The organism is Bacillus cereus (assembly GCF_002564555.1).
In the GTDB taxonomy this organism is placed as follows: Bacteria; Bacillota; Bacilli; order Bacillales; family Bacillaceae_G; genus Bacillus_A; species Bacillus_A cereus_K.
This window is the reverse complement of the sequence record NZ_NUVD01000104.1, coordinates 308717-322487: the sequence shown is the minus strand read 5'-3', so window position 1 is coordinate 322487 and position 13771 is coordinate 308717. Positions and strand designations below refer to the sequence as shown.

Sequence of the window (13771 nt, the reverse complement as noted above, 5' to 3'; positions counted from 1 at the left end):
ATGAATAAGCCATGGGTTGGCAAGGGAATATGGAACAAAGTTTACAAAGGGAAAATGCTAAATGTTCAAGATAATTCGGGCGAAATAAGAAAAAAAGGGGAGATTGAAGAAATTGAATCAAAAAAAGAAGAAATAGCAATTGAATCAGCAAAAGAAGGTAAAGAGATTGGATTGGAGGAAAAAGACGTAGTAATTGAACCAGAGAGAGAAGAAATGACAATTGAGTCAAAGAGAGAAATTGAAGAAACTGGATCAGTAAAAGAAGGTAAAGAAATTAGATTAGAGGAAGAAGATGAGGAAACTGAATCAGTAAAAGAAAGTAAAGAGATTGGATTAGAGGAAAAAGATGTAGTAATTGAACCAGAAAAAGAAGAAATGACTATTGAATCAAAGAAAGAAAGTGAAGAAACTGGATCAGTAAAAGACGATAAAGAGATTAGATTAGAGGAAGAAGATGAAGAAACTGAATCAGAGGAAGAGGAAATAGCAATTGAATCAAAGAAAGAAAGTAAAAAAATTGGATTAGAGAAAAAAAGTATAGATTCAGGATCAAAAATAGAGACTTCAGTACGTTCAATAGTAGTAAAGACTCCATTTTCTATTATTTCGGATGTGACTAGTTTTATAAAATTCCCTAATATTAATGTGAAAACTCAAGAAGCGTTTGTATTTCGTAATGAACAAGATATAGGCGGGCGTGAGCTGGATGCTAAGTTATTAACTACAGTGCAACATTATCATGGAGAAGTTAATTGTAATTTAATTTCTTCAAATCTTTATGAAGAGAGAGTGCTTTTAGAACTTCCTAATCAAAAAGTAAAAGGGAATATGGAAGAGAATTGGGTAGATGCATCTTCGTGGATTCCTATCCACGGTATAATATTAGAGAAGGAAGATGAAGCAGACGTAAATAATTATATAACTGCGAAACTACCAATAGAAATAGGGAGATATAAAGGTGAAATTAGTTTACAAGAAAAAGTGGAATTTAAAGAAAAAGTTATAGGGATAAAAGAGGTGTCACAGGAAATTATTTTAACAAAAAAAGAATTCTTATTGCCAAAAATAATAAAGGAAGGAAATAATCCATCTAAAATTGAAAAAGGGAGTTTACTTGTAGAAGGTTATATTTTTCAATGTATAGAATTTATATCAGAGCGCAGTATATCTCATGAGAACGCGTATCAGCTAATACAAAATATTGTATTGGAATTAACAGTGCAATTATTACAAGAACAGGAAGCTTGGGTGCGGATTATATAAATGATCATATCTCTATAAATTAGCTAATAATATCTTCAGGAGTATGTAATAGTGAAACTTAAAAATAATGCTAGCAAGTTTTTAAATGAGCTAGCAAATAAGGGATGGGAAAAGATGCGAAATACAACTGATGGATTGATTGAAAAAATTATGCGATAGATGAAACGGATAAATCTTCGTTAAAACATGATGTGTATGAGAAGGTATATCCCCTACAAGTAAAGAAAACTCACAACTTGAATAGTAATACATGCTTATCGTAAGCTTTTAGACACCAATTATATTTTTTTAGAATAATTGGATGGACAACCTCTTGTGTAGTATCTATTTCAGTAAAACCATATTTTTTATAAAAGTTTTTTAATTCCTCGAAAGGGAGACAGAATACATTTTGAATATGTGATTTCTTCGCTGTTTGCACTAAAAATGAAACGAGTTCTCCTGCTAATTGTAACCCTCTAAATTTAGGTACGATGAAAATACCACCCATTTCCATAGTCTCTCCATCAATTTGAACTAAACGACCTACACCTGCATACTCACCCTTATATGTAATAATCGCAACTTTATCCCGCTTTAAATCACTTGGTACAAATCCTATTGATTCGTATTGTTTATTAATCCATTCTAAATCTTTAGAGGTAGCTAGTTGTATACTCATGAGTAACCTCCTTTGGAAGAGTCTTAATACTCTAATTATATATAGCTCAATAACTGGTGAAAAGAGGATAAATTGAAATCATTTTACTTTATAGTTCAAGTTTTGAAGAATGGTGCATACAATATAAAGTCTTTTCCTTTCTTCATTTAAGTTTTACGTATATAATTTAAAAGTACTATTATTTATTTTTATTTTATTTTTTATATTTTTAACAGAATAGAGGTTTAAAAATGGGTGTTAAAATCATTACGGATAGTGCGGCGGATTTACCGGTAGAATTGCTGCAGGCATATGATATTGATTTAATTCCACTCCGTGTATATGATGAAGCAGAAACAGAGTATTTAGATGGAGTTACATTAAATTCAGTTACATTATTGCAAAACATGAGAGAAGGCGCTGCTTATAGAACGTCATTGCCTTCACTTGAAACATTCCAAGAAAAATTTGTTTCTTATGCAGAAGAAGGTAATCCTTGTATATATTTAGCTTTCTCATCTGAACTATCAGGTACATATCAATCGTCAGTTGTTATTAAAGAAGAAGTGAAAGAAACATATGCTGACTTAGATTTAGAAATTATTGATACGAAATGCGCTTCGCTAGGTCAAGGGCTTGTCGTATTAGAGGCTGCTAAAATGGCAAAAGAAGGCGCAACAAAAGAAGATATCTTAAACCGTGTCGCTTTTCTAATGAAGCATATGGAACATATCTTCACTGTAGCTGACTTACAGTACCTTGTTAGAGGTGGACGTTTAAGTAAAGTAGCGGGATTCATCGGTGGTTTATTAAACATTAAGCCAATCTTAAATGTGGAAGAAGGAAAACTTGTACCACTTGAAAAGGTAAGAGGGAAAAAGAAAGTATTAAGCCGAATTGTTGACATTATGGAAGAACGTGGAAAAGACCTAAAAGGTCAAACAATCGGTATGACACACGGTGATGATTTAGAAACAGCCGAAGCATTAAAAGTATTAATTACTGAAAGATTTGGCTGTGAAGTATTCATTGTAAATACAATTGGAGCAGCAATTGGTGCACATACAGGACCTGGTGTTATAACGTTATTTTTCTTAAATGAAGTAGAGTAAAGGATTGATCTTTTGATCAATCCTTTTTTCTTTAAATAAAATATAGAATTTATTATTTATGAGTGCTTTGTTTTATAGGAAAGAAGGTAGATATGAAAGTGATGAGAACTAGTCCAAAGCTGACTCTTTCAGTATGATCAATTACTAGGTCATTTTTCCACTGATAAAGGAAAGAAGCGATTATTAAAAGTAAAACAGCGCCTCCAACATACCTTACTATTTTTCGTGGGGATTCATCTTTAAGTCTTACAATCATGTTTATCATCCTTTCGTGTTAAAAAAATAATTCGACAAACTAATTTCTAGGATGTGATATTAATAATTCATCTATTAAGTTTATTTAATTTATTTTGATTTATAATAGATGTCTTCCATGTACTAGGTAAATGTAATTAACCAGACGATCTAAATTAAGAATGATAGTTTACATTTAGTTAGATCCTTTTTATTAAGTTTATCGTAATTCAAGTATATATATCTGTTTTTGTTAATAACAAGTAGTAAAATTGTATGAAAAAAATAGCCGGAAAAATCGGTTTTTTATCATTAAATTTAACAAGCTATCTAGAAATAATCATAGTATGAATGTACAATTAAAATAGTTGATACATTTTTTTACATTTTTGAAAAATATATATTTTGTTTTGTATGAAAGATTAAGAAATACATAATGACTTAATTAGCAAAAAGTATGAAATGGTTAGACAGGGAGAGTAGAGAGATGGAAATAGGGGGACGTATTCGGCAAGTTCGAATGCATAAAGGATTAACACAGGGAGAGCTCGTATCAGGAATATGTTCAATAACATATTTAAGCAGAATAGAAAGTGGGAAAATAAAACCGTCATCTTCTTTTATAAAAAAAGTTTCTAAGAGGTTAGATGTTGATAACGATTATCTTATAGATGGCAATCACGAGGAGATAAAACTTACTATTTTTGAAATGTGTAATAAATATAAAAAAGATAAAAGTATAACGGAAGCTGATTTATCTTTTTTAGAATTATACGTTCGTGAAGTGGATTCAATCCCTTTATTACTAAAGATATATGGTGTACTTATATACTATCATGCGCGACAAGAAAATTTATTATATGTGAAGTCGCTTGTAGATCAAGCTTCGCAAATGATACCAAGTCAGGTCGAAATGCAAGATCCTGAAGATTATATTTATTATTTAAAAGCTCGAGGTTACTATTTTTTCTATAGACAGGACTAAATTGCTGCACATGACATTTATGTACAGGCTGAGAGTTTACTTGGTGTAGAAAAAACTGAACAACATGGTCATATATACTATAATTTATGTCTTGTATATAAGGAGCTTTATAAAGATAAAAGTATTAGTCGTTTGTATGCCCTAAAAGCTTACAACATATACAGAAAAAATGGTATGGAGAAGAATGTAATAAATACACTTTTAATGCTTGCAGTACTGTATATTCTGGATGAGTTATATGAAAAGGCACTTGAAACTTTACAGCAAGTAGAAAATAGTGTGGCTACTAATGGTGGTTCAATGTATTTGCCTATAATTTCTTATGACTATGGGAAAATTCACCATGGTTTGAAAGACTATACGAATGCCATTAAATACTATGAAGAATGTTTGGAATTGAGTAACCATTTATCGGAGAAACATCAAAAGGTATATGCATTAAGAAACATGATAGAGGTGTACATAGAACTTAAAGATTGGGAAAATGTTAATAAAGTTATGAATGAAGCATTTCATTTTTTATCGATTTATGATGTACCAATTGCATACGTCCAACTATATGGTTTGAAAGCAAAAATATACAAAATACGTGGAGATTATCATGAATATGAGAAAAATATGCAAAAAGCAATTGAAGTGGGAGTAGAAAAAAAGCAACATCGCTTAGTTGCTGAATTATCCTATGAATTAGGTAACTTTTATAATGAAAATCGCTCTTATAAATTATCTGCGAAGTATTTTAAAATATCAGCTGAAAATAAAATGGATTTATAAAGAAGTTTAATCAAAAATTTTTATAAGTTGTAAAGGGTTATCCAAAAGAGTAGGATATTTTATACCTGGAAATTCCTTACTTAAAATTAATAATCAATTTTATCTTGTATTTGATTGGGTGGAAGGCGAGATAAGAAAAGACGATGAAATAAATAATGCTCACTGTGAAAAAATTGGTGAAATTCTTGCAGAAATACATAAAACGGATTTTTCAGAGTTAGACATAGCAAATGATGCGCTCGAAAATGACCGATTAATTGATTGGGAGTATTACTTCAAAAGAGGTAAGGAAGAACATTTGGAATGGTTGGAGTTATTTTTAAAAAACTATGAAAATCTTAAAAGGTGGAATGCAACTGCGAATGAAGCATCTAAAATGCTATCAACAACTACGGTAATTAGTCTAGATCCTAAGAATGTAATGTGGAATCATAATAAACCATTACTTATCGATTGGGAATCAGCTGGTTATATAAATCCGATGCAAGATTTAATAGAAACCGCAATTTATTGGTCAAAAGATGAACAAGGTGAAGTTGATAAACAAAGATTCTCTTCTTTTATAAGTGGGTATAAAAAGAAACATGGTGTAATACACGCAAACTGGGAAGAGGTGTTAGCAACGGGATTGTTAGGGAGATTAGATTGGTTAGAGTATAATTTAAAACGCTCGTTAAGGCTTGAATGTACAGATGAAGAGGATCAAAAATTAGGAACGGATCAAGTGACTACAACATTAAATGAAATCAATCTTTATGCAGATACAATTCCTAAATTGTCGAATTGGTTAAATAATGAACAAGGAAACGTTCAAATAAATTTTAAAAGACGGAGTAGGTGGCAAAGCTGAAAGAAATACAAATGAAGAAAATTGAAGATGTATTAAAGTATGAGATTAATCACCTTCTCCAAGAAAGTAAAGAAGAAGGCTTTAATTTCTTAACAAAATTAGTAAATGAATATGAAACCGAAATAAATACATTTAATAAAACTGGAGAATGTTTATATGGTATTTTTCAAGAGGGAATGTTAATTGGAATTGGAGGTTTAAATAAAGATCCGTACACAGAGGACAATAAGATTGGCCGGTTAAGGAGGTTTTATATTTCAAAAGACTATCGGCGTATAGGATTAGGGAAATTACTATTAAACCGACTATTAAGTCATGCGGAAAAGTATTTTCAAGTTGTTGTTTTACATACAGATACAAAACAAGGTGATATGTTCTATACTGCAAATGGATTTATGAAAGGGAAAATATATAAAGGATCTAGTCACTATAAAGTGTTATAGAAATAGCTGTCCAAAGAACAGTTTTGGACAGCTATTTTAGTTGTTGATAAATCGCTATATCTTGGTGAATGCTAGTAAATATGAATTCCTTTGCATCTCAAAATACACAATCATGTTTTTCTTTTTGAATAGTAACGATGATGGATGGGGGGGATTTAAGCTGTAGTTTGAGAACTTTAAAGGTCTGTAAGGTCAAGTATATTGTAAAGATAAGTTTAGGGAGCAATCAAGGGATTGATGATTTCTGAGGGGAATTGGAATTAGAATAGTTTTCGTCGAAGCGGCTTCTAGAGGCATCCAATCTATATTATTAAGGATGTAGGGCGAAAGGAAGTTATGACCGTGCTATAGGGTTCTAAACGAATTTGTACATTTGCCCCGGCGTTTGCTAGCTGCGTTACGGCATTTAAAATAATGGTACTTTTACCTGATCTAACGGCTTTATTATAGGACGTGATTAGTGGGAGGACTGGATCAGTAGGGATATATTGATTGAGGTTTGTCGCATGATAAATTGTTTTAGATATTACAGTTGCAGTCAGCGTAATTCCATTTTTAATGACACCGGTCAGTGTTGTCCCATCAAATGAGGTGAGTTTACACGTAAGTATACGATGGTGTTTCATGTTTGTTCCTCCTTTATAGTAGATTTAATTTATTTTATGCTTGTCCAACAAATCAGTGTGGGCAATTAAATTAGTATATAAGTATTTGAAACTTAAAAAAGTGAGGGTTTTAGAAGAGTTTAAAAACTAGAGATAAAGGCTTAATTGCGAATGAAAGTAGCTGTCACTTTTGAGATTTGAATATCGAAATCAATGTTCATATAATTTCATTTACTGAATTGATAGTACAAAAAAAGAACCTCAGCAACTAAAGTTCAGTTTGTGAGGTAACTTCTCTGCAGTCAATTACATTCTAACCTTCATCTGTTTCAATAGTAACCCAGGATCACCTTTTACATAATAAAAATGCGGATTATTTTCATCATCGTAAAGCATAATATAAGGTTTTTCATTAAGCGGGAGGAGGATAAGTACTTCATCAATTGTTGTATGTAACCATTGATTTGTAATAGAAACTGGTTTCGATAACGGGATTTTTATCATATGGCCATCTTTCGGAACGACGTTTAAATTTTTGAATGGGCCAGTAATTGCTTTTGCGTATTGGACTGCTTCTTTTTCAATCGCTGGATCTAAAGATTGTTTTTGAATGACCATTTCTTTTTGACAATCAAACACTTCAAGTTGTTGATTTGTATTTGCGAACGCATTTGTTGATAATAAGAAGAAAAGAAGAGAAATGACCCCGATTTTTTTTATCATAATACAACACCTCATCATTACTATTCCCTCGAAGGCTATAAATATTTTTCTGTCACATTCATGTAACAAAGAAGTTGTATGATACAATTGGTTTTTTGTTTAAAAGTAATGGAGGAATAAGCATGAAAGTATTAATCGCAGATGATGAACAAGATATGTTAAGGATATTAAAAGCTTATTTTGAAAAAGAAGGCTTCGAAGTTTTATTAGCAAAAGACGGAGAGGAAGCACTTCAAATTTTTTATGATGTGAAGGTAGATTTAGCTATTTTAGATTGGATGATGCCAGTATACAACGGCATTACTGTATGTCAGGAAATGAAAAAGAACTCAAGCATAAAAGTGTTAATGCTTACTGCGAAAAGTGATTGTGAAGACGAATTAGCTGCCCTTCAAAGTGGGTCAGATGAATATGTGAAGAAGCCTTTCCATCCAGGTGTTTTACTTACACGCGCTAAAAAACTAGTACAGCATGATGATGTAATTCAAGTACAAGATGTAAAGATAAATTTTGCGGAAAATAAGGTATATAAAAATGGTATAGAGTTAGATATTACTAAAACAGAGCTAGAATTAATAAAGTGTTTTTTACATCATAAAGGAATAATTTTAACTCGTAAAAAATTGTTAGATATCGTATGGGGGTTTGATTATTTTGGAGAAGAGCGAACGGTTGATACACATGTAAGAAGACTGCGTAAAAAAATTGGAGAAAATATTATAAAGACTCATCGTGGTTTAGGGTATAGTTTGGAGGAACATAGTGAATAAACTTGGAAAAAAGCTATTTCTGAGTATTTCTTTAACTGTCATTTTTATCTTTACGATTTCTTTATTATTAATTAATTATCTATTACCGAAATACAATATTTACAAAACTCGTGAGAACTTAAATGAAATTACAATGCAAATACAGAATACACCAGTTACAAATTTAGAAGGTGTTATTCCAACAATTGAAAGTGAAAATAACGTTACAATTGTGTATACGCCAATCAATTTGTCAGAAGATACTATGAACGAAGAGCTACGCATGCAACTTACGAAAAAGAAAGTAACGTTAAATAAACTGTGGATCACGAAAGACGAAGTCATGAAAGTGAGAACGGAAGGGCAATCGAATAAACTGTATGATCAAGAGAAATTAAAAGCGAGCTTTTTTGCTAAATATATTGCGAAAGATGATATGTTAATTTTAATTGGGACTTCCATTGCACATTCAAATGAAATTATTAATACATTAAATACATTCTACTTATACATTTTATGTTTCTCACTCCTTCTCATTATTTTACTTGTGTGGATACTTTCAAAAATAATAACGACGCCACTGAAAGAATTAAGTGATGTAGCCAAGGATATTTCGCGTTTGAAGTTTAAAAGAACGAAAGTGAAAACGAATGATGAAATAGGAGACTTAGCCAAAAGTATCAATATCATGAGTGATAAATTGCATGAAGCACATCAAGATTTAACAGATCGGAATGAACATTTAAAACGATTTATGGGTGATGTGACGCATGAATTAAAAACACCAATCGCATTAGTAAAAGCATATTCTATGGGAATAAAAGATGGTTTAGATGATGGTACATTCGTGGATACAATCATTAAACAAACAGATCAAATATCCAACTTAATTGAAGAGTTATTGCGATTTTCTAAACTAGAAAGAGATGTTTTACAAAAAGAAGAATTCCCAATTGAACCACTAGTCCAAAGTATAATAGATAAGCATAAGATTGAGCTGGAGTCGAAAAAAATCAATTTGCAAGTGAACTATTACGTAGGTGATGCAATTGTTTATGGAGATTTAAATAAAATGAGAATGGTGTTTCAAAATTTAATTTCTAATGCAATAAAATATACAACAAATCAAAACATAATAATTACTTTAGAAGATAGAAATGAAAGTGTACATTTTCAAATTCAAAATGGTATTAATGCCGAACGAATTAAAGACATCGATAAAATTTGGGAACCTTTTTACGTCTTAGAGTCTTCGCGTAGTAAAGAAAAATCAGGTACAGGATTAGGACTAGCAATAGTTAAAAGTATTTTAGAAAGGCATAGTTTTGAATATGGGGTTTCTATTATAGATGAAGAGATACAATTTTATGTGAATATGAAAAAAGGCTAATGAAATATTAGTCTTTTTTACAGTTTTAGAAATTACCGATAATGGATAAATCACCATAAATTTCTCAACTTTTAAATGATATTAAAACTGAATTTTCAGTTATTTTGTTATATAGTAAAAGAGAGCAATTAAGGGGAGGGGACATTTTGAGTAAAAAGAAAATAGCAATTACACTGTCAGCAATACTATCTGCAACTTTTATACCTAACTTGACAATGGATGTGCATGCAGAGAAGAAGGAAGAGACAAGCAATACGAAAATAGAATTAGAAAATGGGATGACAAAACCGATTTACTCACTTGATGAAGCAATTATTGAAAATTTATTTGTAGAAACAGAAGTTGATAGTGATCGAGATGGTAAAAAAGATCGTGTATCAGTAAAGGTTATGCGTCCAAAGACGAATCCAAATGTGAAAGTTCCTGTTATTTATGAAATGAGTCCATATCGATCTGGTTTAAAAGATGTTCCTGTTTATAATGTTGATGAAGAATTGTATGCGTATGAAGGAAAACCGTATGGGGCAGTTAATCTCGGTTCGTATGGAAATTATTATGTGCCAAGAGGTTATGCAGTTATTTTAGGAGAAAGTATCGGAACTGGAAAATCAGATGGCTGTCCTACTACTGGAGACGAACAAGAAATACTTGGTACGAAGTCTGTCATTGACTGGGTAAATGGACATGCGAAAGCATATACAGAAGATGGTAAAGAAGTAAATGCGAATTGGTCTACTGGAAATGTAGGTATGACAGGAGTTTCTTATAATGGTACGTTACCGAATGCGGTTGCAACGACTGGAGTAGAAGGTTTAAAAACAATTATTCCAATTGCAGCAATTAGTAGTTGGTATGATTATTATCGGGCAAATGGTGCAGTCATTGCACCAGGTGGATATCAAGGGGAAGATACAGATAATATGGCAGAGGCAGTACTGACAAGAAAGAATCCAGAAGTTTGTGGTCCGATAATTAAAGAACTCACTGCTGGGCAGGACCGGAAAACTGGTAATTATAATGATTTTTGGGATAAACGTAACTATGTAAAAGATGCTAAAAATGTAAAAGCAAGCGTATTTGTTGTCCATGGTTTAAACGATTGGAACGTTAAAACGAAACAGTTTTCACAATGGTGGGAAGCGCTTGGAGAAAATAATGTACCTCGTAAAATGTGGTTACATCAAGGGGGACATGGTGGTACGTCAAGTAATGACTGGCAAAAAACACAAAATAAATGGTTCGATTATTGGCTGTATGGAATTGAAAATGGAATTATGGATGAACCAATGGTTGATGTACAACGAGAAAATAAAACATGGGAAAAGTTAAAAAATTGGCCGGATCCAGCGGCTGTGCCGTCAAAAATTCGTATGTATTTAAGTAATAAAGCAGTTGATTTACCATTAGGTATGGGATCTATTAATAAGGTTTTCTCATTCGTAGATGATGTGAAAATAAAGTCAAATCAATTAGTAGAAAAACCGGAGCTAGAAGTAGCAAATCGATTAGTGTATACAATGCCTGTACTGCAAAAAGATACGCGTATAAGTGGTACACCGAAGATTTCATTTAAAGGAAATATTGACCGCTCTGTATCTAATTTAACGGCATTACTTGTTGATTACGGCGGAGCGAAGCCTGAAATCGTAACGAGAGGCTGGAGGGATCCGCAAAACTTGAATAGCATAAAAAATTCAACAGCACTTCAACCAGGTAAAGATTATACATTTACATGGGACATGCAGCCAGATGATTATGTATTTAAAGCAGGGCATCAAATAGGGGTTGTTTTAATCGCAAGTGATTATGATTATACAATTAGACCGAAAGCTGGCACGAAGCTTACGGTGAAATTGAGTGAAGTGACTTTGCCGATTGTGAAATAAATGGTTAATGACAAAGAGCTTACTACAGTAAGCTCTTTGTCATTTGAAATGATATTGTTTATAAATGTGGTGATTTATTATGAATTAAACTTACAACAAATAAAACAATTGCATTAATGATTACAAGTCCATTAAAGGTAAGCCCAGCCATACCTCCAGCGAATCCATCTCCTACTTTTCACCAATTATGTGCAAAGTGGTGAAGAAAACAAGGGGAGAAGAAAGAATGAAAATACAACTAGCTATTTTCCATGTTCGTTTATATTTCTTTGCTATAAAGAAAATTAGTGTGTTAAAAGCGATAAGAAGAAAAAGGAATCCAATTAACGAATTCATCATATCCTTCTTTTGAGAATTCCACATGTTTATTTCGAAGGGAATATTATACAATATGATTATATTGTATGGTAAGCTAGTTACTTATTATGACAGTTAGCTCTTCGGAATTCTCTTTTAAATTAAAAGTACAGGAAGATTAATTGAATTGAAGCCTTCTGTACATTTTAAACGGAGAAGAAAATAAATGATTAGTTTTTATAGTACACTTTGTATGGAACTTTATGATTACACAAAAACAGTGGGTTATACTTGAAATGGTAATGTTGAGTATTACCAAGACCGATTTAAAAACTAACGGTGGAATCGGGACGAGTCATTATTCCATTTCTTGAAGCTGTACGAAAAGAATAGTACAGAAACTATTATTGAAGATAAGGCATTCGATACAAAAGCGACTGCCTTATTTTCAATTTTATGTGATTTTTTATAGAGTAATAGATAGGAGGAAAAAGATATGAAATTCATAATAATATTTGGCCCACAAGCAGTTGGAAAAATGACAGTGGGGCAAGAATTAGCAAAACTAACCGATTTAAAACTTTTTCATAATCACATGACAATTGATTTAGTAAGTCCAATTTTGGGCTACAGTACGAACGAAGCAAAAAGACTAGTAAGTTTATTTCGTAATGAAATATTTGAAGAAGTGTCTAAAAGTAACTTATATGGAATGATATTTACATATGTTTGGGCATTTGACCTGCAATCTGATTGGGAATATATAAATCATACAGTAAGAATTTTTGAATCAAAAGGTGGAACAGTATATTTTGTAGAGCTCGAAGCAGACTTAGATGAAAGATTGGAACGTAATAAAAGCCCACATAGATTAGAGCATAAACCGAAAAAAAGAGACATTGAATGGTCGGAAAAGAACTTAATAGAGACGATGGAAAAGCATAGATTAAATTCTCTGCATGGTGAGATAAAAAGGGAAGAGTATATAAAAATTAATAATACTCATTTGAGTGCAAAAGAAGTAGCTATAATGATTAAGGATAAATTCCGATTATAAAATACTTAAATGGTGTTACGTTTTCATTGTCCAAGCATTCTCTTAATAAACACATATACTATTTATATTAAAGATGGTCACTAATTTATTGAGAAACTGTCATTTATATAAAAATACAACTTCAGAAGGAAGGTAAGAAGAGTTTGGAAAACGAACAACCTGGAAGAATTGAAAATCAAGTGTATTCTAACCGAGTGTTAAGATCGGAATTTGATGAGAATTGGACAACTTGTATTTCGAAAAGTGGATATGTAATATATACGGCTACGAATGACAATGCAGAAGTAGTAGTTTTACTTTCTGATGGTTCAAGAAAATTATTAATCTTTGATAAAGGTGGAAAAGTAATAGTAGGCGGTGGTGGAACAAGCCATTATAGCAAACCGCATATTGCAAGAGATATTGTATAAGGTAAAAATGTTAATAAAAAGACGTTGGCAGTCCCATAATTTTTAATCCGTATATATGTGTTTCATTTTGTAACGGAAATAAGATAAAAGGGAAATGGCGTTATAAATGTAGAATCGCACAACAAATCATAATATATGAATAGTGTGTTGCTTTTAAATAAAGTCACTTTTTTATAAAAAACAAACTTAAATCTACTGAAGGAGAATCCATTTTGATCAATCTTTTCAAAATGGATTCTTTTTATTTATCGTAAAACTTGGGGGTGTGAGGTATTTTTGATCAAACTTTATTTTAAAGTTACAGAATACTCCGAGGGGAATAGCGCTTTTGTGTATAAGAAAAATGCATAAAT

14 protein-coding genes and 3 pseudogenes are annotated in these 13771 nt (G+C 31.7%); 12 read left to right on the top strand and 5 right to left on the bottom strand.

The genetic code is table 11. From position 1 onward, the window contains the following. Positions 1-1263, top strand: coding sequence for a BC_2427 family protein (locus tag COI75_RS25235; protein ID WP_001040074.1), 1263 nt, complete (start codon positions 1-3; stop codon positions 1261-1263). Positions 1264-1492: 229 nt separating this feature from the next. Here COI75_RS25235 and COI75_RS25230 read toward each other — a convergent pair whose 3' ends face one another. Then, positions 1493-1924: a GNAT family N-acetyltransferase gene (locus COI75_RS25230; RefSeq protein ID WP_000027148.1), complete on the bottom strand. Its 432-nt coding sequence runs from the start codon at positions 1922-1924 to the stop codon at positions 1493-1495. Between the two features lie 230 nt (positions 1925-2154). Here COI75_RS25230 and COI75_RS25225 point away from each other — a divergent pair, with 230 nt between their 5' ends. After that, complete coding sequence (locus COI75_RS25225) at positions 2155-3015, top strand: DegV family protein (protein WP_000538292.1); 861 nt, start codon at positions 2155-2157, stop codon at positions 3013-3015. A 52-nt stretch (positions 3016-3067) separates the two neighbouring features. Here COI75_RS25225 and COI75_RS27510 read toward each other — a convergent pair whose 3' ends face one another. Continuing rightward, positions 3068-3271, bottom strand: a complete 204-nt coding sequence (locus COI75_RS27510; protein ID WP_000637080.1) for a hypothetical protein — start codon at positions 3269-3271, stop codon at positions 3068-3070. 465 nt (positions 3272-3736) lie between these two features. Here COI75_RS27510 and COI75_RS25215 point away from each other — a divergent pair. The 3 genes and pseudogenes from COI75_RS25215 to COI75_RS25205 all read left to right on the top strand — a co-directional run bounded on the left by COI75_RS25215 (position 3737) and on the right by COI75_RS25205 (position 6301). Beyond that, positions 3737-5008: pseudogene (locus COI75_RS25215) on the top strand (helix-turn-helix domain-containing protein). 16 nt (positions 5009-5024) lie between these two features. Then, a complete protein-coding gene (locus COI75_RS25210; RefSeq protein WP_368665683.1) occupies positions 5025-5858 on the top strand; it encodes a phosphotransferase in 834 nt (277 codons plus the stop codon). A gap of 11 nt (positions 5859-5869) precedes the next feature. Next, positions 5870-6301, top strand: a complete 432-nt coding sequence (locus COI75_RS25205) for a GNAT family N-acetyltransferase (RefSeq protein ID WP_000717816.1) — start codon at positions 5870-5872, stop codon at positions 6299-6301. Positions 6302-6603: 302 nt separating this feature from the next. Here the strand turns inward: COI75_RS25205 and COI75_RS25200 are convergent, their stop codons facing one another. Together COI75_RS25200 and COI75_RS25195 are read right to left on the bottom strand one after the other, a co-directional pair. After that, entirely contained in the window at positions 6604-6927 is a 324-nt protein-coding gene (locus COI75_RS25200; RefSeq protein ID WP_000680382.1) for a hypothetical protein, read from the bottom strand. Positions 6928-7212: 285 nt separating this feature from the next. Further along, positions 7213-7629, bottom strand: a complete 417-nt coding sequence (locus COI75_RS25195; protein WP_000591754.1) for a hypothetical protein — start codon at positions 7627-7629, stop codon at positions 7213-7215. Positions 7630-7751: 122 nt separating this feature from the next. Between COI75_RS25195 and COI75_RS25190 the strand changes: the two genes are divergently transcribed. The 3 genes from COI75_RS25190 to COI75_RS25180 all read left to right on the top strand — a co-directional run bounded on the left by COI75_RS25190 (position 7752) and on the right by COI75_RS25180 (position 11654). Then, on the top strand, positions 7752-8399 hold the full coding sequence (locus COI75_RS25190; protein ID WP_000865983.1) for a response regulator transcription factor: 648 nt from the start codon (positions 7752-7754) through the stop codon (positions 8397-8399). Next, complete coding sequence (locus tag COI75_RS25185; protein WP_001037241.1) at positions 8392-9768, top strand: sensor histidine kinase; 1377 nt, start codon at positions 8392-8394, stop codon at positions 9766-9768. The genes COI75_RS25190 and COI75_RS25185 overlap by 8 nt, the downstream gene beginning before the upstream one ends. Positions 9769-9914: 146 nt before the next feature. Next, positions 9915-11654: a Xaa-Pro dipeptidyl-peptidase gene (locus tag COI75_RS25180; RefSeq protein ID WP_000038214.1), complete on the top strand. Its 1740-nt coding sequence runs from the start codon at positions 9915-9917 to the stop codon at positions 11652-11654. 58 nt (positions 11655-11712) lie between these two features. On the opposite strand, the pseudogene COI75_RS25175 reads toward COI75_RS25180, so the two are convergent. Then, a pseudogene (locus tag COI75_RS25175) lies at positions 11713-11930 on the bottom strand (hypothetical protein). Between COI75_RS25175 and COI75_RS27505 the strand changes: the two are divergent. From COI75_RS27505 to COI75_RS25165, 4 genes and pseudogenes are all read left to right on the top strand, one after another. Beyond that, the gene (locus COI75_RS27505; RefSeq protein ID WP_255265695.1) at positions 11881-12006 is read left to right on the top strand and encodes a hypothetical protein; all 126 of its coding nucleotides are present in this window, start codon (positions 11881-11883) and stop codon (positions 12004-12006) included. The pseudogene COI75_RS25175 and the gene COI75_RS27505 sit on opposite strands and share 50 nt — an antisense overlap. 171 nt (positions 12007-12177) lie before the next feature. Further along, positions 12178-12329: pseudogene (locus COI75_RS27840) on the top strand (class I SAM-dependent methyltransferase); the annotation flags it as partial. A gap of 118 nt (positions 12330-12447) precedes the next feature. After that, positions 12448-13008, top strand: a complete 561-nt coding sequence (locus tag COI75_RS25170; protein WP_000668636.1) for an AAA family ATPase — start codon at positions 12448-12450, stop codon at positions 13006-13008. A gap of 143 nt (positions 13009-13151) precedes the next feature. Continuing rightward, positions 13152-13418: a hypothetical protein gene (locus COI75_RS25165; RefSeq protein ID WP_000426823.1), complete on the top strand. Its 267-nt coding sequence runs from the start codon at positions 13152-13154 to the stop codon at positions 13416-13418. The last annotated feature ends 353 nt before the right edge of the window (positions 13419-13771 follow it).